Source organism: Streptosporangium carneum, from assembly GCF_027922005.1.
GTDB classification, from domain to species: domain Bacteria; phylum Actinomycetota; class Actinomycetes; order Streptosporangiales; family Streptosporangiaceae; genus Streptosporangium; species Streptosporangium carneum.
Window position 1 is genome coordinate 1 of record NZ_BSEV01000024.1, and the last position, 20951, is coordinate 20951.

17 protein-coding genes and 1 pseudogene are annotated in these 20951 nt (G+C 71.1%); 13 read left to right on the plus strand and 5 right to left on the minus strand.

From position 1 onward, the window contains the following. Positions 1 to 49 precede the first annotated feature (49 nt). From PKF00_RS34280 to eccCa, 5 genes are all read right to left on the minus strand, one after another. A complete protein-coding gene (locus PKF00_RS34280) occupies positions 50 to 2206 on the minus strand; it encodes an MMPL family transporter (RefSeq protein ID WP_271221866.1) in 2157 nt (718 codons plus the stop codon). Positions 2207 to 2382: 176 nt separating this feature from the next. Next, entirely contained in the window at positions 2383 to 2937 is a 555-nt protein-coding gene (locus tag PKF00_RS34285; protein WP_271221867.1) for a TetR/AcrR family transcriptional regulator, read from the minus strand. Positions 2938 to 3389: 452 nt separating this feature from the next. Then, a complete protein-coding gene (locus tag PKF00_RS34290) occupies positions 3390 to 4838 on the minus strand; it encodes an ankyrin repeat domain-containing protein (RefSeq protein ID WP_271221868.1) in 1449 nt (482 codons plus the stop codon). Between the two features lie 380 nt (positions 4839 to 5218). Continuing rightward, entirely contained in the window at positions 5219 to 6196 is a 978-nt protein-coding gene (locus tag PKF00_RS34295; RefSeq protein WP_271221869.1) for an intradiol ring-cleavage dioxygenase, read from the minus strand. Between the two features lie 434 nt (positions 6197 to 6630). Next, positions 6631 to 10629: a type VII secretion protein EccCa gene (eccCa, locus tag PKF00_RS34300; RefSeq protein ID WP_271221870.1), complete on the minus strand. Its 3999-nt coding sequence runs from the start codon at positions 10627 to 10629 to the stop codon at positions 6631 to 6633. 168 nt (positions 10630 to 10797) lie between these two features. On the opposite strand from eccCa, the gene eccD reads away from it, so the two are divergent. From eccD to PKF00_RS34365, 13 genes and pseudogenes are all read left to right on the plus strand, one after another. Continuing rightward, on the plus strand, positions 10798 to 12249 hold the full coding sequence (gene eccD, locus PKF00_RS34305; protein WP_271221871.1) for a type VII secretion integral membrane protein EccD: 1452 nt from the start codon (positions 10798 to 10800) through the stop codon (positions 12247 to 12249). Positions 12250 to 12390: 141 nt separating this feature from the next. Further along, complete coding sequence (locus tag PKF00_RS34310; protein WP_271221872.1) at positions 12391 to 12759, plus strand: YbaB/EbfC family nucleoid-associated protein; 369 nt, start codon at positions 12391 to 12393, stop codon at positions 12757 to 12759. Between the two features lie 344 nt (positions 12760 to 13103). Beyond that, on the plus strand, positions 13104 to 13430 hold the full coding sequence (locus PKF00_RS34315; RefSeq protein ID WP_271221873.1) for a WXG100 family type VII secretion target: 327 nt from the start codon (positions 13104 to 13106) through the stop codon (positions 13428 to 13430). A 34-nt stretch (positions 13431 to 13464) separates the two neighbouring features. Beyond that, entirely contained in the window at positions 13465 to 13764 is a 300-nt protein-coding gene (locus PKF00_RS34320) for a WXG100 family type VII secretion target (protein WP_271221874.1), read from the plus strand. A gap of 114 nt (positions 13765 to 13878) precedes the next feature. After that, entirely contained in the window at positions 13879 to 14286 is a 408-nt protein-coding gene (locus PKF00_RS34325) for a hypothetical protein (RefSeq protein ID WP_271221875.1), read from the plus strand. A gap of 12 nt (positions 14287 to 14298) precedes the next feature. Continuing rightward, positions 14299 to 15588: a hypothetical protein gene (locus tag PKF00_RS34330; protein ID WP_271221876.1), complete on the plus strand. Its 1290-nt coding sequence runs from the start codon at positions 14299 to 14301 to the stop codon at positions 15586 to 15588. Between the two features lie 27 nt (positions 15589 to 15615). After that, on the plus strand, positions 15616 to 16098 hold the full coding sequence (locus PKF00_RS34335) for a hypothetical protein (protein WP_271221877.1): 483 nt from the start codon (positions 15616 to 15618) through the stop codon (positions 16096 to 16098). Between the two features lie 14 nt (positions 16099 to 16112). Further along, positions 16113 to 17399, plus strand: coding sequence for a hypothetical protein (locus tag PKF00_RS34340; protein ID WP_271221878.1), 1287 nt, complete (start codon positions 16113 to 16115; stop codon positions 17397 to 17399). 65 nt (positions 17400 to 17464) lie between these two features. Next, on the plus strand, positions 17465 to 18535 hold the full coding sequence (locus PKF00_RS34345) for a hypothetical protein (RefSeq protein WP_271221879.1): 1071 nt from the start codon (positions 17465 to 17467) through the stop codon (positions 18533 to 18535). Positions 18536 to 18616: 81 nt separating this feature from the next. Continuing rightward, positions 18617 to 19390: a hypothetical protein gene (locus tag PKF00_RS34350; protein WP_271221880.1), complete on the plus strand. Its 774-nt coding sequence runs from the start codon at positions 18617 to 18619 to the stop codon at positions 19388 to 19390. Between the two features lie 414 nt (positions 19391 to 19804). Then, positions 19805 to 20029 (plus strand): annotated as a pseudogene (locus tag PKF00_RS34355) (transposase); the annotation flags it as partial. 10 nt (positions 20030 to 20039) lie between these two features. Further along, the gene (locus PKF00_RS34360; protein WP_271221881.1) at positions 20040 to 20645 is read left to right on the plus strand and encodes a 3'-5' exonuclease; all 606 of its coding nucleotides are present in this window, start codon (positions 20040 to 20042) and stop codon (positions 20643 to 20645) included. Beyond that, the gene (locus PKF00_RS34365; protein ID WP_271221882.1) at positions 20623 to 20850 is read left to right on the plus strand and encodes a hypothetical protein; all 228 of its coding nucleotides are present in this window, start codon (positions 20623 to 20625) and stop codon (positions 20848 to 20850) included. Before PKF00_RS34360 ends, PKF00_RS34365 begins: the two co-directional genes overlap by 23 nt. The last annotated feature ends 101 nt before the right edge of the window (positions 20851 to 20951 follow it).

Here is a 20951-nt window from a genome sequence, read left to right on the forward strand (position 1 = left end):
GCCGTGGCGCGGGCGGCGTGCCCGCGCCACGGCGACGTCCCGGCCGGGGTCAGACCCTGACCGTCTCCGGGGAGTCCTCGTGCCGCCCCGCGGCCGGTTCGCCGTCGAGGCTCGCGCCTTCGACGTCGAGGTTGGGCAGGGCACGGTCGAGAGGACGGGGCAGCCACCAGGCGGCGCGGCCGAGCAGGGACATCACCGCGGGCACCAGCGTCATGCGGACGACGAAGGCGTCGACGAGCACGCCGACGGCCAGGGCGAAGCCCATGGACTTGATGATCGGGTCGTGCATGAACACGAAGCCGCCGAAGACGGCGGTCATGATCAGCGCGGCGGCGGTGACGACGCGGGCGTTGTGGCCCATGCCGTTCACGGTGGCCTGCTGGGCGGTGTCGCCGTGGACGAAGTCCTCACGCATGCGCGAGACCAGGAAGACCTCGTAGTCCATGGCCAGGCCGAACAGGATGCCGATGAGAAGGATCGGCAGGAAGCTGACCAGCGGCCCGGGCGTGTCGATGCCGAGCAGGTCGGCCAGGTGGCCCTGCTGGAAGATGGCCACGGTGATGCCGAACGTGGCGCCGATCGTGAGCAGGAAGCCCAGCGCAGCCTTCACCGGCACCAGCAGCGACCGGAACACCAGCAGGAGCAGCAGGATCGACAGCCCGACGACGAGCAGCAGGTACACGGGCATCGCGTCGGCGAGCTTGGCGGAGACGTCGATGCCGATCGCGGTCACACCCGACAGTGAGATGTCGGCGCCCTGGATGTCGCGCACCTTCTCACGGATGGCGTGCACGACGTTCTCGGTGGCGACGTCGGTGGGGCCGGTCCTGGGGATGATGGTCAGCAGCGCGGTGGTGCCCTGGGCGTTGGCCTGCGGCGGGCTGACGGCCAGCACCATGCTCTGGATGACGCCCATGGCCTGCTTGGCGGCGGCCGCGGTCGCCTGGGCGTCGTCGCCGGTGACGACGGCGATCAGCCGGCCGTTGAAACCGGGCCCGAACCCCTCGCTGATCAGGTCGTAGGCCTCACGGGCCGCCGAGCCGGTCGCGGCGGTGCCCGCGTCGGGCAGCGCCAGGCGCATGTCCTGGGCGGGCAGGGTCAGCGCGCCCAGCCCGAGGACGCCGGCCACCAGCACCGGGACGCGCAGGCGGGTGACGATCCTGCCCCAGCGGAAGCCGAATCCCTCACGCTGCTCCTGGGGAGCCTGCCCGGTGCGCTGCTTGCGGGGCAGCACGCGCGGACCGGCGAAGCCGAGGATGGCGGGCAGCAGGGTGAGCGCGACGAGCACGGCGACGGCCACCGTGGCGGCCGCGGCCAGGCCCATGACGCTCAGGAACGGGATGCCGACCACGGACAGGCCGGCCAGGGCGATCACGACGGTCGCGCCGGCGAAGACGACGGCCGAGCCAGCGGTGCCGGTCGCCCGACCGGCGGCCTCCTCGGCCTCCATGCCCTCGCTCAGGAACTGGCGGTAGCGGGAGGTGATGAACAGCGAGTAGTCGATCCCGACGGCCAGGCCCAGCATCAGCGCCAGGATGGGCGCGGTGCTGGTGAGCTCCATCACGCCGGAGAGGGCGAACAGCCCGGCCATTCCGGCCCCGACGCCGATCAGCGCGTTCAGCAGGGTCATGCCCGCCGCGACCAGGGAGCCGAAGGTGACGACGAGGACCACGGCGGCGATCAGGACGCCGAGCGCCTCGGTGGAGCCGATCTCCACCTGGGCCTTCATGACCTCGCCGCCGTGCTCGACCCGCAGGCCCTGCGCGGAGGCGCCGACCCGCTCGTAGGCCGAGCGCTGGGCGTCGGTGACCTCGTCGACGGGCGAGGCGAACTGGACCTGGACCAGCGCGTAGCGGCCGTCGCGGGAGACGGATCCGACCTGGAAGGGGTCCATGGCGGCGAGCACGCCGGGCACTGCGCCCGCCTCGCGCACGATCGGCGCGAGGGCGGCCGGGTCGAGCTTGCCCCCCTCGGGCGCGGCGACGACGATGGTGCCGGTGGTGCCGCCGGCCTGCGGGAACTGCCGCCGCAGGGAGTCCAGCGCCTGCTGGGACTCGGTGCCGGGCATGCTGAAGGTGTCGCTGGTGGAGCCGGCGAAGGCGGCAGCCGCCCCGCCGAGCAGGGCGAGCAGGAGCAGCCAGACGGCGAGCACGCGCCCGCGTCTGCGGAAGGAGAACCGGCCGAGCCGGTACAGCACAGAGGCCATGGGAAATGGGGGTCCGTTCAGCGGAGTGCGAGGTGGTTCGGGAATCGGCGGCCAGGGCGGCAGTCCGGAAGGGATGACTCGCGGCCTGGGCCGGAGGCGGTTCAGGGGTTCACGGGCCGGGTTCGGGAGGGGCAGGGGTTCACGAGCCGGGTCGGGATGGTCCAGGTTCGGGTGGTTCAGGGGTGATCGGGGGCACGGCCCAGGGTCCGCAACGCGCTGCGGATCATCTCGGCGCGCAGCACCTCGTCCGGCAGGTCGAGGTCGCCGAGGCCGGTGATGGGGACGGCGCCCAGGACCATGTAGGCGGCCACCGTGTCCGCGGGCTCGGTCGAGCCGCCGGCCAGCGCCGACAGCAGCCGCTCGACGACGGCGGGAACGGCGCCCAGCGCCGGATGGCTGGTCATCGCCAGGAGGTCCTCGAACAGGATCTTCAGCTCGCGCCGGAAGCGCATGGCCAGATCCACGTAACCGGTGACGGCCGTCCGCGCGGCCTGCTCGCCGTCCAGGCCGGTGAGCCGGGCGTCCAGCGCGGCCAGCCCCTCGCCGGCCGGGGTCAGCAGCTCGGTGAGGATCGCGTCCTTACTGGTGAAGTGGTACAGCAGCGCCGCCTTCGAGCACCCGGCCACCTGGGCGATGTCGTGCAGTGAGGTGCCCTTGTAACCGGTGACGGCGAACAGCCGCAGCGCCGACTGCAGGATGTGCTCGCGCAACGCGGAGGGAGGACGTGCCATGCCCCAATAATAACTGTCCGATCGGTCAGACCTGACCGATCGGACAGCAAAGAGGCATTTCTCCTGAGTTGGGGAGAGTGTACGGATGAGCACCACGCCGTCCCGCGAACGGCTGTGGGTGATCGCGTTCGTGACGACCTCGCCGGTCAGCGGCCTGACCGTGTCCAGGGCGTCGGCGTGGACGCCTGGCATGTCCGTGCCGAGCCGTACGGTCACCCATGCGCGGGCGGCGCCGGCCGATGAGGGGACGCCGTCCAGCAGGCGGGTGCCCAGCCGGCGGAGACCGCGCCGGCGGGGCGTCATGAGCAGCGACACGAGCACCTCCGCCTCGACCCCGCCCCTGAGGCCTTCGGCCGCCCGCGTCACCTCTTGTGAGAGGCGTGCTCCACGACGGGCTCACGGCCCTCGCGCGCCGTGCCGTGCCGCTCTGAAAGCCGGTCGGCAGGGGCCGGTCACCGCTCTGGATCCAGGCTTCGCAGGTACGCCGCCACGCGGTGCTTGCCGCCGTACTCGGCCCAGCCGAGCGGGGTCGAGTCGTGCTCGGTGTCCTTGATCGTTGGGTCGGCGCCGAGCTCGATCAGTGTCCTGGCGGTCTCGACGTCGTCGTTCCAGGCCGCCGCGTGCAGCGGGGTCGATCGGTGCAGGTGGTTCACGCCGAAGCCGAGACCGGCGAGCAGCCGCACCGCCGCGGGTTTGCGCTGCTCGGCCGCGATGCCGATCAACCCGGGGGATCGGGTGAGCGCTCGCGCCAGCGGTTCCGGGCCGAATCCGGCCACCGCGTCGGCGTCGGCGCGCATGCAGGCGGCGGTGAACGCCTCCGGCTCCTCCAGCACCGCCCGGGCGCCCGCCGCGGCGAGGATCTCCGCGACCTCGGTGTGCCCGTTCAGCAGGGCGAGCTCGTAGGGGGTGCGTCCGCCGTACGCCGGATGCCCGCCCAGGCCGTTGACCTCCGCGCCGTGTGCCAGGAGCAGCCGGGCCCGCCGCGGACCGCCCCGCAGCGCCGCGGTGGCCAGTTCGTCGCGCAGCATCTGCCGCGGGGACTGCAGCGTCGGCCCCAGCCGGGCATGCCACGGCCCGCCCTCGCCGCGGCCCAGGCCGAACTCCAGCAGCAGCCGGAGGTGGGCGGTGTCGTCGGAGCAGGAGCCGCCGAGCCCGAGGTTGTACAGGGTCTGGCCGTCGTTGGGGTCAGCTCCGGCCTCCAGCAGCAGCCTGGCCAGCGCCAGGCCCTGCGGATGCGGCGGCTGGTGGTTCTCCCCGCCGCCGAACGCGCCGGTGAGTAGGGTGAACGGCGAGGTCAGCCCGTCCCACAGGTATCCGGCGTTCGGATCGGCGCCGTGCTCGATGAGGAGCCGGGCCGCCGCCACATACCTGCCGGGAGCGGTGAGCCGCGCGTAGGCCAGGTACAGCAGTGGCTCCCACTCGAAGGGGCCGCCCTGAGCCTGGGCCAGCCCCGGATTTCCGGCCAGCGCGTCGGCGAGCGCGTCGGCCGAGCCGGTGGCCGCCATGGTGAAGACGTTCGCGGTGGACAGCCGTGGATGCCGGGCCAGCAGCAGGTCGGCCTCCCCGGGCCGGCCCGGGTGGTCCGTGCCGTAGGTGAGGCAGGCGAGCCGCAGGAACTCCTCCGGCAGCTCTTCGCTCGGCGCGACCCGGTGCGGCGACCGGGAGTACCGCTCGACGGTGCCGATGTGTTCTTTCAGCCTGGGCCAGCTCGCGAAGCCGTACATGCGGGCGGTGACGAGTTGCGCGTCGGACAGCTTGAGCGTCTCCGGCGGCCGGGGATGGAACTCGGTGACGAGCCCGAGCGCCTCGGGAACTTCTGCCCTCGCGTATCGAAGGAGTGCCTTGGCCTGCTTGCGGAGCCGTTCGATGCCGGGGTTGTCGGGCAGGCGGTGAACGGGCATGAGAGCCTCCTTTCCGTCTGGCCTGGTGTCCGCATGATCAGGCTGGAAAAGAGGTGGGGCCGGGTCGTTCGACGAGCGTCAGGTGGGCTTGACCCTTCCCGCGGACCGGTGGCGCCCTGAGCGCGCGTCACCCAGCCTACGCCGGCGACTGCGCGTCCGCCGAGGTTCCGGACCGCATCTGAAGATCCGACCTCGGAACAGGTCCTGGCCGCGCGGGCTGCCACCGCGGGGTCGAGGGGGTGGCCGATGCCAGGGGAGGCCTGTACGGCCAGCACGCCGCTGGTGGGATGCGGCGTGCTGGGGGAGGGACCTCCGGGTCGGGAAGCCGGCGTGGGGGACAGGCTTCTCTATGGAGTGGAGGCCGGGGGCTTACGTCTGCGTCAGGGAGCCGGCGAGGGGGACGGGCTTCCCGAGGGGAACGGCGGGAACGGGCCTCCCGGCCAGTCCTGGCCGTCGTGGACGGCGTCGGGGTCGACCCCGAGGGTGATCGAGGCCTGGATCCCGTGGGCCAGACGCCTCGGGTCGTACCTCAGGTCGAGCATGCCGTCGGCCGGGGTGTCGCCGGTGTAGAGCATGTCCTGGGCGTTGGTGGTGCGGGGCCTGGTGTTGGTGGAGTACGGCTTCGTCCGGGCGACGGCCTCGATGGCCTTCTCGGGGAAGTAGAGCTGGCCGGTGTGGCAGTCGTTGCCGCCGACGTAGGCGCCGCGCTTGAAGACGCCGTTGACGTGGACCTTGGTGTGGATGTGGATCGCGCGGCCGATGTACCAGCCGGGGAAGACGGTCCTGAAGGTGACCCAGCCGTGCCGGTCGGTCATCTGGAAGCCGCGGAAGTAGGTGGTGCTGCTGTCGGGCTCGGCGTGCATGCCGCCGCCGCCGGGTCCGCCGGTGGGGAAGGCCGTCGGGAAGCCGGTCGGGGCGCCGGTCGGCGGGGCGGTGGGGAAGGCGGTCGGGAAGCCGCCACCGTCGCCGGACGACTGCTTCTCGTAGCTGGAGTAGATGCCCAGGGCGTCGCAGTGCCAGATGTCGACGGCCACGTTGCGCAGCGGGCGGCAGTTCTCCGAGTCGACGACCCGGATGCGGAGCAGCACCGGGACGCCGGGCTTACGCTCCGTGATGTCCGAGCGGTACTTGTCGTAGTCGAGGTAGTAGGGGCCCTCGATGGTCTCCTTGGTGAGCCTCAGGCAGGCGTTGCCGGTCCCGGAGGGGGCGGGCGTGGGCGTCGGGGTGCCGCCGGTCGCCGTGCTGGCGGACGCCGAGGTCGCCAGGTAGCCGGTGCCTAAACCGGCGGCGGCGATGCCGACGCCACCTGCGATGAGGAGCTGCCGGCGGTTCGGCTTCGGTGTGGTGGTTTCTTCCATGCGGAGGAACATTAAGGGGGGTATGTGAAAGAAACCTAAGAAAAAGGAGGGGCCTCCGATACGCCGTAATGGAACTGTGACTCGTAATGGGAAAAGTGGCCACCGAGGGGCACTAAACGGATCAAGGGCTTAAATAAGGATGTTTCCGACATGCAGAGTCAACGCGTGTAAGTATGTGAGTTTGTGAAACAGGAGGTGAACGAAGAAAGACGCAGGTCCGGAGCATGGACGACCCGGGCCGGTCGCCGGAGCCCACCCGGGTCGCGCCCCGCCCATCGGTGCCGGTCGGCTCGCTGTCGCCGCTCGCCGTACCGGCGCCGTGGGTGGAGTGAGTGGGTGGGGGGCGGAGGTCGTTCGTCGGGGTGCGTGCCGGTCGGCGCTCGGTGTCGCCGCTCGCCGTACCGGCGCCGTGGGGGTGTGCGGCGGTCGTGGGGTCAGGGGGTCTCCGGAGGGGTGGGGGGCGGCAGGAAGGCGGTCTGGCCCAGGCGGGCGCCGTGCCTTCTGTCGACGAAGTAGCCCCGGCCCGGCGGGAGCGGGTGCGCGCGGACGTTGCCGAACAGGAAGCCCTCGTCCTTGTTGCCGGACAGGATCACGGCGGGGCTGGCCATGTCCTTCAGACGCTGGACGATCGGGTCGAACATCGCCCTGCCGATGCCGCCCATCGCGCGGGACATCACCAGGTGCAGTCCGATGTCCCGGGCCTGGGGGAGCAACTCGGCCAGGGGGAGCAGCGGGTTGGTCGAGGTCGCGACGAGGTCGTAGTCGTCGACGACGATGTACAGGTCGCAGCCCTGCCACCAGCTTCTCGCCCGCAACTGCTCGGGGGTGAGGTCCGCGGGAGGCAGCCGCTTGAGCAGTGCGTTGCGCGCGTCGTTGATCAGCTCGACGGCGGCGGCGCTGGAGGCGGCGTAGCCGATGCGGTGCTCGGTGGCGGCGGAGTCCAGCAGCGACCTGCGGTAGTCGATCACGATCATCATGGCCTGCTGAGGCGTCTGCCGGGCGACCAGGCCCTCGGTGACCAGGCGCAGCAGGTTGGACTTCCCGCTCTCGGTGTCGCCGACCACGATGAAGTGCGGGTCGGCCTCGAAGTCGAGCAGGACGGGTGACAGGGCGGCCTCGTCGATGCCGATCGGGATGCGGGTGTGTCCGGTCTGCTCGGGGCCGGGCAGCGTGTGGGCGGCGAGCACCGCGGGCAGCAGCCGTACGGCGGGAGCGGGCGGCCCCTGCCAGGCGTCCCTGATCGCGTGGACCAGGGCGCGCACGCCCGCGGCCAGGTCGTCGGCCTTCCTGACGCCGTCGATCCTGGGCAGCGCGGACAGAAAGTGCAGGCCCTCCTTGGTGAGCCCGCGCCCGGGGACGCCCTCGGGCACGGCCAGCGACGACTTGCGGTTGATCTCGGACTCGTAGGCGTCGCCGAGCTTGAGCTCGACCCGGGTGCCGAACAGGTCCCGGATGCCGGGACGGAACTCCGACCACTTGTTGGTCGCGGCCACGACGTGGATGCCGTATCCGAGGCCGCGGGCGGCCAGGTCGGTGATGACGGGTTCGAGCGACTCGAACTCCTGCCTGATCGTCAGCCAGCCGTCGACGACCAGGAAGACGTCGCCGTAGCCGTCTCCCTTGCCCCCTCCCTCCGCGAGCCGCTGGCGGTACACGGTGATCGAGTCGATGCCCTGCTCGGCGAAGTCGCGTTCCCGCCGCTGGAGCAGCGCGGCGATCTCGGCGACCGTGCGGCGCACCCGGTCGCCGTCGAGGCGGCTGGCCACCCCGCCCACGTGGGGCAGCGCCTCCAGCGAGGCGAGCGAGCCGCCGCCGAAGTCCAGGCAGTAGAACTGGACCTCGCGCGGGGTGTGGGTGAGAGCCATGCCGGTGACCAGGGTGCGCAGCACCGTGCTCTTGCCGCTCTGCGTCCCGCCCGCGACGCCGACGTGGCCCGCGGCTCCCGAGAGGTCCAGCCAGAACGGGTCGCTGCGCTGCTCGAACGGCTTGTCGATGACGCCGACGATGGCGTGCAGCCTGCCCCGCCCGGACCAGCCGGTCGTGCTCAGGCCGAGCTCCGGGGTGATCGACAGCGGCGGGAGCAGGTGGGCCAGGGTCGGGGGGTCTCCCAGCGGCGGCAGCCAGATCCGGTGGGCGGCGGGTCCCTGCCCGGCCAGCCTGCCGACCACCAGGTCGAGCAGGCTCACCGATCCCCGGTCGATGGGAATCTCGCCCGTCGTCAGCTCCTTCTGGGGCTCCTCGACGACGGGGACCGGAGCGAAACCGGGACCGTACTCCACGATCTGGCCTGCGCCCGCCCTGCCGCCCCGCGCCGCCGAGCCGAGGGGGTCGACCTGGTGGGCGCCGGAGACGTAGGCGGCCTTGAACCTGGTCATCCCGGTGGTGTCGAACTTCAGGTAGCCGTTGCCCGGCGCGGAGGGCAGCTCGTAGGCGTCGGCGACGCCGAGCACGACCCGGCTCTCCATCGCGGAGAAGGTGCGCAGGCCGATCCGGTAGGACAGGTGGGTGTCCAGGCCGCGCAGCCGTCCCTCCTCCAGACGCTGGGAGGCCAGCAGCAGGTGCACGCCCAGGGAGCGGCCGAGCCGTCCGACCATCACGAACAGCTCGATGAACTCGGGCTTGGCCGTGAGCAGCTCGCTGAACTCGTCGATGACGACGAACAGCGTGGGCATCGGCGTCAGGGCGGCTCCCTGCTCGCGGGCGCGCTCGTAGTCGCGCAGGGAGGCGTAGTTGCCCGCGGCGCGCAGCAGCTCCTGGCGGCGGATCATCTCGCCGTGCAGCGCGTCGTACATGCGGTCGACGAGGGGGAGCTCGTCCTCGAGGTTGGTGATGACCGCCGAGACGTGGGAGAGGGTGTCGAGGCCGAGGAAGGTCGCGCCGCCCTTGAAGTCGACGAGGACGAAGTTCAGGATCTCCGAGGAGTGGGTGATCGCCAGGCCGAGCACGAGCGTCCGCAGCAGTTCGCTCTTGCCCGATCCGGTCGCGCCGATGACCAGGCCGTGCGGCCCCATGCCGCCCTGCGCCGACTCCTTGATGTCCAGCTCGACCAGCCGCCCGTCGACGCCCAGGCCGATCGGCACCCGCAGCCGGTTGCGCCCCGCCCTGGGCCGCCACGTCACCGCGGGGTCCAGGAGGGCCGGGTCGCCGACCCCCAGCAGGTCGGTCAGCGAGGTGTTGACCGCCAGCATGTCCTGCGCCTCCCCGCTCTTGGCGGTCGAGGCGCGCAGCGGGGCGAGCTGCCTCGCCAGCCCCTCGGTCCGCAGGAAGTCCAGCTGGTCGGGGTCTCCGAGGCGGGTCGAGCTCTGCTTGCCCGCGTGGTCTATCTTGATCATGAAGAAGCCGTCGGCGCGGACGTCGAGGCGCAGGGTGTTCTTCTCCTCGATCGGCCCGGCCGAGCCGGACAGGTCGATCACGGTGACGCCCTGGATGGCGTCCATGCCGAGCTGGGAGTCGTGCGGCACGTGCCCGCCGTCGAGGATCAGCACGTGGTACGGCAGCGCGTCGGCGGACGCGCCCGGCCTGAAGCGGGCCCTGTCCTTCAGCGTCCCGCCGAGCAGTCGGTCGAGCTCGGCCAGGTTCTCGGCCATGAGCCGTACCGGGCCCGCGGCGTCGGTCTCCTCCGGGTGCAGCGCGTGGGGCAGCCATTTGACCCACTCCCACTGGGCCATCCACTCCTCGCCCGCGCACACCATGATCCGCATGTCGTCGGGGGAGTGGAAGACGGTCATCTGGGCGAGCATCGCCCGCACCATCTCCCGTACGGCCACCGGGTCGCCGGTCAGGTTGATCCGCGCGAAGGAGTGCAGGGCGACGGCGACCGGCAGCTCGGACACCGTCGAGTGGGCTCTGACGAACCTGCGCAGCGCGCCCGAGGACAGGGCGTCGAGGTCCTCGACCGGCTTGGAGTCCGGGGGGATCAGCTGGATGGCGAGCTTCTGCACGCCGGTGCCGAGCCGTACGGTGCCGAAGTCGTCGTCGCGGGCCCGCCGCTCCCACAGGCGCGGGCCGAGGGCGACCCACCACAGGGAGTCGGGGGCCGGGCTGCTCCACTCGAGGGCCTCGCGCTGTTGCGCGGCGGCCCGCCGCACCTTCCTGCGGACCTGGGCGAGGTAGCGGAAGTAGTCCCTGCGCAGACCGTTCAACCGTTGTTTCCGCTCCCCGGCCTGGCGGCCGAGCTGGCCCGCCGTCATGCCCATCATGGAGATCGCGAACAGGCCGCTCGCCACGTACATGATCGGGCTCGAGTTGCCGCCCGCGGTGAACATCAGGCCCATCGCGGCGGCCCCGGCGACCATCGGCAGGTAGGTGAGCATGCCGGTCAGCCCCTGCGGCTGGATCTCGGGAATCTCCGGAGGAGACTCGAGCAGAATCTCTCCCCGGGGAGGCTTGGGCGGGGGACGGCGCTCGGGGCGCCGTACGACGACGATGCTCACCCTGGAAGTGCCTTCCTGGTTAGTTCGTGCATCTTTGTGCCGGTTCTATGCCGGAAACGGTTAGCTGCGGTTGTCGCGCATGATCCCTACTCTCCCCGCTACCGTATCCGGCATATCGGTGATTTCTGTGATGCTTCGTGATGCTTGTGGTGTTAGGGAGAACGACTGATGAGGTCGCTGGCTCAACCGCCCGCTCAGGGGTCCGTCGTCGCCCAGGGGCTCCCTGCCCAGACCGCAGCACCGCTGCCTCCGCTGTGCCACGTCACGATCGTCGCACCCCGCAGGAAGGCCGACCTCGCGCTGCCCGCGGACATCCCGCTGCCCCATATCCTGCCCAACCTGCTGCGCGCGATGGGCGAGGTGGGAGGCGAGTCGGCGGCCGCGCCGGGCTGGGTGCTCCAGCGACCCGGCGGCGTCCCGCTCGACATCGGCCAGAGCCTGGGCGCTCTCGAGGTGCTCGACGGAGAGGTGCTCTACCTGCGGCCCCGTGAGGCCGTGCTGCCCCCGGCCATGTTCGACGACGTGGCCGACGTCGTCGCCACCGGCTTCAAGGATGGGCCCGCCAAGTGGGGCGCGGGGCACACCCGCGTGGTCGGGGTCTCCGCCGCGACCGGCCTCCTCGTCACGGGGGCGGTGATCCTGCTGCTCGCCGGGCCGCCGTGGCGGGTCGCCGCCGTGTTCGCCGGGGTGTTCGCCGTCCTGCTGACCGTCGCGGGCGGCGTGCTGTCCAGGGCGGTCGGCGACTCGTCGGCGGGCGCGCTGATCGGCTACGCGGCGCTGCCGTACGGCTTCCTCGCGGGACTCCTCGCGCCCGCGGGCGCCACGGGTCTGGGCGGTCTCGGCTCGGCGCACATGCTCGCCGCGTTCGCGACCACGGGACTGGTCGCCACCGTCTGCGCGCTGGCGGTCGCCGACGGCCTGCCCGCCTTCCTCGGCGTCGCCATCGCCTCCGCGTCCGGCGCGGTCGGCGCGGCCGCCGTGCTGCTCACCTCGGCCTCCCCCGCCGGGGTCGCCGCGGTCGTCGTCGCGGTCCTGCTGGCGTGCGGCCCGCTGTTCCCGATGCTGGCCTTCAGGTTCGCGGGCCTGCCGATGCCCACGATGCCCACGAACTCGGAGGAGCTGCGGGGCGACAACCAGCGGATCGACGGCCCGTCCATCCTGGAGCGCACCCGCCTCGCGCAGCGTTACGCGACCGGGTTCGTCGCGGGGGTCGGCCTGGTCGCGCTGGCGGCCCAGCTCTACCTCGCGTTCGACGCCGGCTGGGTCGCCACGGCCACCGCGCTGACGCTGTCGCTGACGCTCGCCCTGCGGGCCCGCGTCTTCCAGGGGACGGGCCAGCGGCTCTGGCTGCTGGTCTCCGCCCTCGTCGGGCTCGCCGTGCTGGCGATCTCGCGGACGCTGACCGCGGGCGGGGGCGGGGCGGCGCTCACGGTGGCGATGGGCCTGCTGTGCGTCGCGGTGGTCCCGGCGGGCATGGGCCTGTGGCTGCCGTCCGGCAGGCCGTCGCCGTTCTGGGGCCGGGCCGCCGACATCGTCGAGGTCATGCTGATCGTCGCGCTCTTCCCCCTCGCCCTCGGCGTGCTCGACGTCTACTCCTGGGTCAGAGGCCTGGCCGGTTAGCCCCGTCCGACGCCGACAGGCGCCCAAGCCCGCGACGCCGCCAGGCGTCGCAACAAACAGGGAGCGGTCATGGATTTCGGAGACTTCGCCAACATAGACATTGAAAAGCTGCTCAGCGGAAACAGTTCACAATTCATGAAAATGGAGGAGCTGCAGAAGGACCTCTCCACGCTGGTCGGGCGCGCCCAGGACGAGGACGGCCTGGTCGCCGTCGAGTACGCCGCGGAGGGGTTGCGCGAGCTCGACCTGCACCCCAAGGCGATGCGGCTGAGCTCGGGCGAGCTGGCGGAGAGGATCAAGCTGGTCGTCCACCAGGCGGCCGAGGATCTGCGGGAGCAGGTCGAGGCGGCCATGGGCAGGGCCTTCGGGGAGGAGAACAACCCGATGAAGCTGCTCGGCGACCCCGAGGCGGTCCTGGGGCGGGTCAGGGAGGCGGAGGTCACCTACAACCGCACGTTCGAGGACGTGATGGGCGAGCTCGACCGCATCCGCCGCCGCCTCGAACTGTGACCCCGCGGGAACGACGCGTGAGGGGCGCGCGGGAGGTGCGGCCGCCCCACCGTTTTCGGCCGGGTGTCACGCCGGCTTCCGTGCGTGACGATGAAGTCGGCCGGCCCTCCTGGCCTGCCTATTTATGCGCTAGATGCCAAATGTTTACTTTTCCGTAATATGAATACGTGTTATCTATGTGGCGCTTGATCGCTAGCATGCCGTCTGATGATGTTCGTCGGGGTAGTCCTTTCTGTCCGCCCATGTGGCTTCTCTGTTCGCCCATGTGGCACCGCGGCCGTACGGCCCGCACGGGGGTGCGACACCGCCACGGACAGGCAGTCCCTATGTCACGGAGGTGACCGGTGGCGGAGTTTTTCGGTGCGAGTCCCGCACAGATCAAGAAGGCGTCCGAGCTCGTCGTGGACACCGCGCAGTACGTCGAAGGCCTGCGCAAGAGCGTCGAGTCGAAGACCGTCGAGCTGACGGCCTCAGGCTGGCTGGGGGCCGCGTCCGCCAAGTTCCTGGCCGCGATGCGCAAGTGGGACGAGCAGATGATGATCGTCCGGGGCGACCTGGAGACGATCGCCCGCAACCTGGGTGACAGCTCCATCACCTACGACGCGGCCGACCAGGACGTGCAGGCCGGAATGGGGCGCGTCGACGCGCTCATCAACACCGGCGTGAAGTGACGTAACCCATCCCGCTGCAAGGACGGAGAACAAGGTGTCCGACTACACGAAGGTCAACTTCGTCGAGATGGAGAACGTCGAGCTCGGCCTTCTCCAGGTCGTCACGGCCATGGACAAGGCCACCGACGACCTCATCGTCAAGCTCCAGCAGGTGCTGGGCGAGCACTGGGCGGGCGACGCGGCGAACTTCTTCGAGGAGCACAGGAAGATCTGGGACGCCGCCGAACAGGAGATGGGACGCCAGCTCGGCGAGGCCGCCAAGGCCCTGGGCGTCGCCAACGAGAACTACAAGGCGGCGGAGGCCCGTAACAAGGCCATCTGGAGCAACCACTGACGTGGTCCACGCGTGACCAGGCGTCCCTCGGTCACCGCCGCGCGCGGTGGCCGAGCCGTTCGACCCGGGAGAGACCGAAGGACGCGTGGCTCGCAGTTCCCCCGGAGGAGAGACATGAGCGCGCCTGAGTGGCCGAGTCTGGACGACGTGGCGCACGTCACCGAGTTCGACACCTACCAGATGAGGAAGATCGCCAGTGAGCTCGAGGAGTGGGTCGCGGGCCTCACGGCTCCGGCGTTCTCCGAGGGGTACACGACGGGATCGCTGAAGAGCGTCGACACCAGCGGCAACCTGACCGAGGACCAGATCGGGACCTGGCCGACCGCGCACGGGTTCACCCGGACCGTCGGCGCGGCCTCGGGCGCGGCCGCCTCCCTGGACGGCAGGACCGCGGTCCTCGGGCGCGTCTACGGGGAGGTCGTCGCCCAGTACCTCGAGGTCATCAAGGCGATCAGGGCGAGCGCCGACGAGTACGACAAGGCCAACCACGCCAGCGGCGGCGGGGACGGCTCGGGCGGGTAAGGGGGCGTCGCAGTGGACAGCAAGGAACGGACCGTGTGGGTCCGCTCGGCCACGGTACCCGCCAACGGCGAGGTCACCGCCTCCTACGCCGAGATCGCCGCATGGCTCAAGGACACCTCGCCCGCCCAGATCGGGGACGCGGGCTTCGGCTTCAGCCACGGCGCGTCCATGCTCGAACTCATCGCGAGCAGCATGCTGACCAACGCCTCGAAGCTCGCGCACGTCTGGGGCGGGCCCGCCGCGGTGGACACCCAGCGGGCCCTGCGGATGCTGCACACCACGGGCACGGAGCTGGCCGCCGAGATGCGGAAGGTCTCCCAGGTCCTGCGGACGTACGGCGAGGTCCACCTCCCCGAGGCCCTGAAGAAGCTCGACAAGCTGGAGGCGTCGCGGCCCAAGGCGGGGGAGCCGGCGACGACGGCCTCGACCTCCCCGGACAGCGACGGCACGACGGAGGCCAGAGCGCTCCTGCGCACCCTGAACGGGCAGATCGTCGCCCTCTACCACCAAGTGCCGGAGAAGTTCACCTACACTCTGCCGGTCTCCGGGACCTCGGGGGAGAACCCGGGAGGCTACACCCCGACGGACTACTCCCCGGTCGGACAGTCCACGGGCGGCTCGCAGTGGAGCGGGCACTCCCGGCCCGGCGCCGCGGGGACCGGCTCCGGCGGCTCATCAGGCGGGTCAGGCGGCCCCGGCGGGTCGGACGGCCCCGGTGGGTCGGGCGGTCAGGGCGGTGGACAGGACGGTTCGGGGTCCGACGGCTCCGGTCCCGGCGGTTCCAACGGCGGTCAGGGCGGCCAGGGCGCGGACGGTTCGGGGACCGGCGGCACGGACGCCAAGGGGCAGACCTCCGCGAACGGGACAGGCCCCGGGCAGGGACCCGGCGGCGAGACCACGGTCCCCGCGGTGATCGGCGGGGACGGGACCACCCTCCAGGACGGCCTCCCCAAGGACGACTCCCGGACCACAGAGGTCGCGACCTTCACCCCGAGGAACCCGGTCGTGCCGCCCACGATCCAGCAGAACGCGGTCGTGCCCCTCGGCCCGACCACCACCACGCTCACGCCGCACACCCCGTCCGTGCTGGGCGGCCCCGGGTTCGGCGCGGGCGTCGCGTCGACGCCCGCGACCCTGGGCGGACGGAACGCGACCGGCGGCTCGCCGATGATGCCGTTCCTCCCGGGAGGCGGCGCCGGGGCCGGGGGAGAGAGCGAGGGCCAGGAGAGGTCCACCTGGCTCTCCGAGGATCACGACGTCTGGAACTCCCGCGGAGACGTCATCCCCCCGGTCATCACCTGACCCACCAAGATCTTCGGAAGGTACGGCATGGCGATCGAACTCGACCCTGACTGGCCCGGTCTGACCGTCAAGAACGACAGCAGCGGCAAGGGCGGCCCCGAGGTGAACCACACCGCGATCAGGGAGATCGCCCAGCAGCTCGAGGGCGCGCTCAGGAAACTGACGACCGCCACGAAGCCGCCGCCCACCGCGATGGCCTACGCGAAGGGGACGACCCCGCCGCCGCTGCCGGGGCCGCCCCCGGGAGCCGGGTCGCTGCCGGACCTCCAGCTCCAGTGCGCGATCGGCGACGCCCAGCTCGGCCAGTGGACCACCGCGCAGCAGTTCGCCATGGCGATCGGCACCGCCTACTCCGTCCTCATCGGGGAGCGGGGCCACAAGGGCAGCGGCCTGTACGCGCAGACGACCGAGCAGTACGGGGCCGTCATCCAGTCGCTCCACGAGATCGTCAAGGCGTACGACGGCGCCGACCAGGCGAACCAGGGCGCCAACCCCACGTCGAACGCCTGAGGAGAGAGACCACCATGGCGGACACGGGCTCGACCCCGCTCAAGTACTCCAACGGCGCCCCGCAGGAGATGCCGCTCCCGATCACCCTCTTCGACAGCGTCATGGACAAGGTCAGGGACTGGGTCGACAACACCAGCCCGGGCGCGGTGAAACGGGCGGGCGACTACTACGTCGCCGCGCACGACCTGCTCCAGGACGCCGCGGTGACCCTCAAGCAGAAAGCCGTCGAACTGGCCGCGCAGTACCAGGGCCCCGAGAGCGTGGCCGCGCAGAAGGAACTGCAGCGACTGCACGCCAGCATCCGCGAGCTCGCGGGCAAGATGAACGAGGTGGGCGTCCCGCTGCGGAAGTACGCCGAGACGCTCACCTGGGCCCAGCAGAACATCGTCACCAAACGAGGCGAGGACTCGCGCTCCGACCACGACACCGACTGGGCGGACAACATCCCGTTCTACGGCATGTACCGCGTCGAACGCAGGGCCAGGGACCGGTTCAACGAGATCAACGAGAAGATCGTCCAGCACTACCAGGAGCTTCCCTCGGAGGTGCAGCACTCGCTGCCGACCCCGATGCAGATCGAGATTCCCGACTACCGGAACGTGGACCTCCCCTCAGGGCCCGGCGGCCTGCCCGGTGGGACCGGCGGCGACGCTTTCACCCCCACGCGCCTGGACGTCAACGGCCCCGGAGCGAACGACCTGGGACTGAACGGCCTCGACCCGGACGGCTTCGACCCGAACGGCGCCGGACCGGGCGTCATCGGCGGCCTCCCGTCCGATCCGACGGGAACCGGCCAGAACGGCTCAGGCCAGGGCGGCTGGAACCCGAACGGCTCCGGAGCGAACGGCCTGCCCGGCGGCCTCGGCCCGAACAGCGTCGACGGCTCCCTGCCAGGCCTCGACGCCACCGCGCTGTCCGGCCCCGGCTCCGGCGAGACCGTCCTCGCGGGTCTGAACGACCACGGGCTGACCGGCCCGCAGAACGGCCTGGGCAACGGTCCCTCGTTCGGCAACACCCTGAACGGAAACCCGCTGAACGGCTCCGGCGTCGGGCCGCCGAACGGCACGGGCCAGGGCGGCCTCGGGCCGGTCTCCGGCGTCTTCGGCCCCGGCGGCGGCCCGGGCAAGGGGCTCGGCGCGGGCCAGGTCAGAGCGGGCGGCTCCCCGATGATGCCGTTCGTGCCGCCGGGCGGCGGGGCAGGCGCGAAGGAGAACCAGGACCGCGAGAACAGCACCTGGCTCATGGAGGACGACGAGGTCTGGGGCAACGGCGGCGACACGATCCCCCCGGTGATCGCCTGAACTCTCCCGTTCCCCGCGGATCATCGGTTGCGAATCGGTTTGCGAACCGGTTGTGAGGAGTGAGGATGGCCGAAACGCCCTTCAACGGGCTCACGCTCGGGGGGACCGGGCCCGCCAGGGTCGTCTCCTTCACGAAGGACAAGCTGGAACAGCTCGGCACCGACTTCGGCGGCCGCGCCAACGACGTCGACGCCCTCGTGCGCCACACGGGCTCGATCGGCATCGACCCGCCCGCCTTCGGCGTGCTCGGGATCGGGCTGAACTCGGCCCACGACCAGGCCCGTGACAACGCCGTGAACGCCCTCAAGGCGGGCAAGGCGGTGATCGAGTCGTGGAACAAGGCGCTCAAGGACGCGGACGCGAACTACCAGGCCGCGGAGGGGAAGAGCACGGACGACGGCGGTGGCGGCAACCCGTGGGACGGCGGCGGCCTGGGCGGTGGTCTGGGCGGCGGTGGTCTGGGCGGTGGCGGTCTGGGTGGCGGAGGCCTCGACCTGCCCAAGCCGGACGACCTGAACGGCTCCGACCTCTCAGGGGGGGACGACCTCGATCTCGACGGGACCGGGCCGAAGTACCCCGACCCGAACGACCTCGACGGGACCGGGCCGAAGTACCCCGACCCGAACGACCTCGACTCCGACGGGACCGGGCCGAAATTCCCCGACCCCAACGCGCTCGACCCCGGCGGGACCGGTTCGAACCTGACCGACCCGAAGTTGCCGGACCCGAACGCGCTCGACCCGAACAGCGTCGCGAACAACCTCGCCAAGACGGGCCTCGGCCTGGACGACCCCACGCGGACAGCCCTGTCGGGCTACGACCCGAACCAGGTGACGGCGCAGCCGAGGCTGCCCGACAGCACCACGTGGACGGGAGACTCGCAGGGGCCGGGCTCGACCCGGGGCGGGTTCTCCGGCGGAGTCAGCGGCGGCGGGGCCGTCCCGCTCGGCGGCCTGCGCGGCACGGGCGTCGGCGCGGGGGGAACGGGCGGCGTGCCGATGATGCCGATGATGCCCCCGGGCGGCGCGGGCGGCGACCAGGAGAAGGAACGCGAGAAGACCACCTGGATGTCGGAGGACGAGGGGGTCTGGGGCGGCGACGAGGACATCGCGCCCCCGGTGATCGGCCAGGACTGATGACCCCGCAGGAAAACGACGGGGCCTGCCGTCCGCGGGAGGCCCGCGCGGGACTCCGCGTCTGTGAGAAAGGTGTCCGTCATGGCCTATGAGGGAGACAGGGCGGGCTACGTGCAGATGCTCGCGGCGGCGACCGTCGCCGCGGGCATCCTCAGACGCCCCTCGGCCTTCGCCCTGGTCGCGTCACTCGGCGTGCTGATCTCCAACCCCGGTGACATGTCGAAGGCGGCGGGGGAGTGGCGTGATCCGAAGCTCTCCGGCGGGGCCGACCTCGACGCGATCAAAGAACAGCTGATCACCCTGAAGGGGCGGATCAAGAACGACGGGCACTGGGAGGGGGACGCCTACAACGTCTTCAGCACCGCCGTCGACGACTTCGCCGTCCAGTTGGACAACGCCAAGAGATACCGCCAGGGCGCGGGCGACACCCTCGACCAGACCGCGTCCCTCTACCACGCGACCTTCGAGGTCGTCCGGCTGATTGTCTACTGCATGGGGATCATCGCCGCGGTGTACATCGCGAGCAAGCTCTACCCCCCGTGGGGGGCGGCCGTCGAGCTGTGGGTCACCGGCGTCCTCGAGAAGCTCGACGGCATCGTCAAGGCGATCATCAGCAGGAAGCTGAAGGCCGTCGGGGCGGTCGGGATCCTGCTGTGGATGCTCAACGGGTTCCAGAAGGACCAGGAGAGGCTGTTCTGGGGCATGCAGGCCCTGCCGCAGCAGGAGACGGACTTCACCCAGGTCAGCCTGCAGTACGACAAGAACGGAGGGCTCGTCCAGAAACCCGACACCTCCGCTTTCAACGTCCCGAACATGAAAGGCAGCTCGTTCATACCGGGCATTCCTGGCCTCTGAGGCGCGTTTTTGGGGGTGCCTCCGGGCTGGGTTGTGCTGTGCTGGGGCTGTTCGCGTGGGTGTGGGGCTGTTCGCGCTGCCGCTTGGCGGGGGTTTGTCGTTGTTCGCGCTGCGGGTGGCTGGTGGTCCGGGCGGCTGAAGCGATCCGCCGAGGTTGAATCCCATGGCTGATTGCCGCAGCTGAAGCTGCTGTGCAGGAAGGAGCGCAGGGCTGAGATGGAAAACCCCCACCTGGGGAAGAGCCTCCCCACCCGTGGGGCGGCAGCTTCGCTGGGACGGCCGTTGCCCACCCGGGGTTGCGTCCACGGAGGTGGTGTATGAGTTTTCGCTGGTGACAGGTGTGGCGTCGTGAAATGAAGACGGCCATCGCGTGATCCTTCGAGTGCGAAGATCAAGTTCGAAGGAGAAGAAGCGATGGCCGCAGACAACAGTGTGACGTCCGCGCAGTGGCCGGCGAAGCAGATCGAGGCCGGCGACCCGGATCTGTTGCGATCCATGGTGAAGACCATGGCCGAGGCGTTGATGTCGGCCGAGGCCAACGGCCTGTGCGGCGCCGGCTACGGCGAACGGACCGACGAGCGCACCAACCGGCGCAACGGCTACCGCAGCCGCGACTGGGACACCCGCGCCCACCGCATAGGAGAGACCCGTGGATTTCGGCACTTGGCCGCCCCTGTTCGTTGTCGATGTCGAGGGCAATGGCGCCCAGCCGCCGGACCTGGTGGAAGTCGCCGCTGTTCGTATCGACGGCGGGCAGCCGGTGCCGCAGGCCGCGCTGTGCACTCTGATCCAGCCGCCGCGGCCGATCTCCCGCTTCGCCAGCCGCGTCCACCACATCACCAACCGGGACGTGACCGACGCCCCTACCTGGCAACACGTCGCCCCGACCGTCCAGGACACCCTTCAGGGCACGTGGATCGCGGCCCACAACGCGCACGTCGACTACACGGTGCTGCACCGCCACTTGCCCGGCTGGAAGCCCGCCGGTGTCATCGACACCCTGCGTCTGGCCCGCGCCGCCCTGCCAGAGGCACCCGGCCATGGCCTAGACGCCCTGCTGACCCACACCGGCATCGACACCGGCAACATCCCCGGCCGACGCCACCGCGCCGGATTCGACGCCCACGCCACCGCTCGGCTCCTGCTCACCCTCGCCGCCCGCTACCCCACCTGGGACGCCCTGACCGCCGTGGCCGTGCCCCCTGGCCTGCCCGGCGCCGCCACCCCCGACCATGAGGAACAAACCCTATGGTGACCTGCCCGACCACCGCGGCGAGCAGGCCGTTCCCGGTGACCTCACCCGGCTGACGGCCCGGATCGGCCTCCACGCCACCGGTCAGGCACTGGCCATGGGACCGTCCTGGACCAGGCAGCCCTGCTCACCGGCCCTGCGGGGTTTCCGGCGTACTCCGGCCGTCCCCCGCCAGGCCGAAGGCCTGATCCTGCCAGACCTTGACTGACGACGGCCGACCGGACCATCCGCCCTCCGCAGCGCGAACCGTCCCGCAGCCCGAAGTCGACCCGATGAACACGCCCTGGCCGTGCCCGCCCAGACAGCAGG

Excerpts from the sequence above, each read along its gene's own strand:
- PKF00_RS34280 (WP_271221866.1), bottom strand. The coding sequence starts at position 2,206 with ATGGCCTCTGTGCTGTACCGGCTCGGCCGGTTCTCCTTCCGCAGACGC.
- PKF00_RS34285 (WP_271221867.1), bottom strand. The coding sequence starts at position 2,937 with ATGGCACGTCCTCCCTCCGCGTTGCGCGAGCACATCCTGCAGTCGGCG.
- PKF00_RS34290 (WP_271221868.1), bottom strand. The coding sequence starts at position 4,838 with ATGCCCGTTCACCGCCTGCCCGACAACCCCGGCATCGAACGGCTCCGC.
- PKF00_RS34295 (WP_271221869.1), bottom strand. The coding sequence starts at position 6,196 with ATGGAAGAAACCACCACACCGAAGCCGAACCGCCGGCAGCTCCTCATC.
- eccD (WP_271221871.1), top strand. The coding sequence starts at position 10,798 with ATGAGGTCGCTGGCTCAACCGCCCGCTCAGGGGTCCGTCGTCGCCCAG.
- PKF00_RS34310 (WP_271221872.1), top strand. The coding sequence starts at position 12,391 with ATGGAGGAGCTGCAGAAGGACCTCTCCACGCTGGTCGGGCGCGCCCAG.
- PKF00_RS34325 (WP_271221875.1), top strand. The coding sequence starts at position 13,879 with ATGAGCGCGCCTGAGTGGCCGAGTCTGGACGACGTGGCGCACGTCACC.
- PKF00_RS34335 (WP_271221877.1), top strand. The coding sequence starts at position 15,616 with ATGGCGATCGAACTCGACCCTGACTGGCCCGGTCTGACCGTCAAGAAC.
- PKF00_RS34340 (WP_271221878.1), top strand. The coding sequence starts at position 16,113 with ATGGCGGACACGGGCTCGACCCCGCTCAAGTACTCCAACGGCGCCCCG.
- PKF00_RS34345 (WP_271221879.1), top strand. The coding sequence starts at position 17,465 with ATGGCCGAAACGCCCTTCAACGGGCTCACGCTCGGGGGGACCGGGCCC.
- PKF00_RS34350 (WP_271221880.1), top strand. The coding sequence starts at position 18,617 with ATGGCCTATGAGGGAGACAGGGCGGGCTACGTGCAGATGCTCGCGGCG.
- PKF00_RS34365 (WP_271221882.1), top strand. The coding sequence starts at position 20,623 with ATGAGGAACAAACCCTATGGTGACCTGCCCGACCACCGCGGCGAGCAG.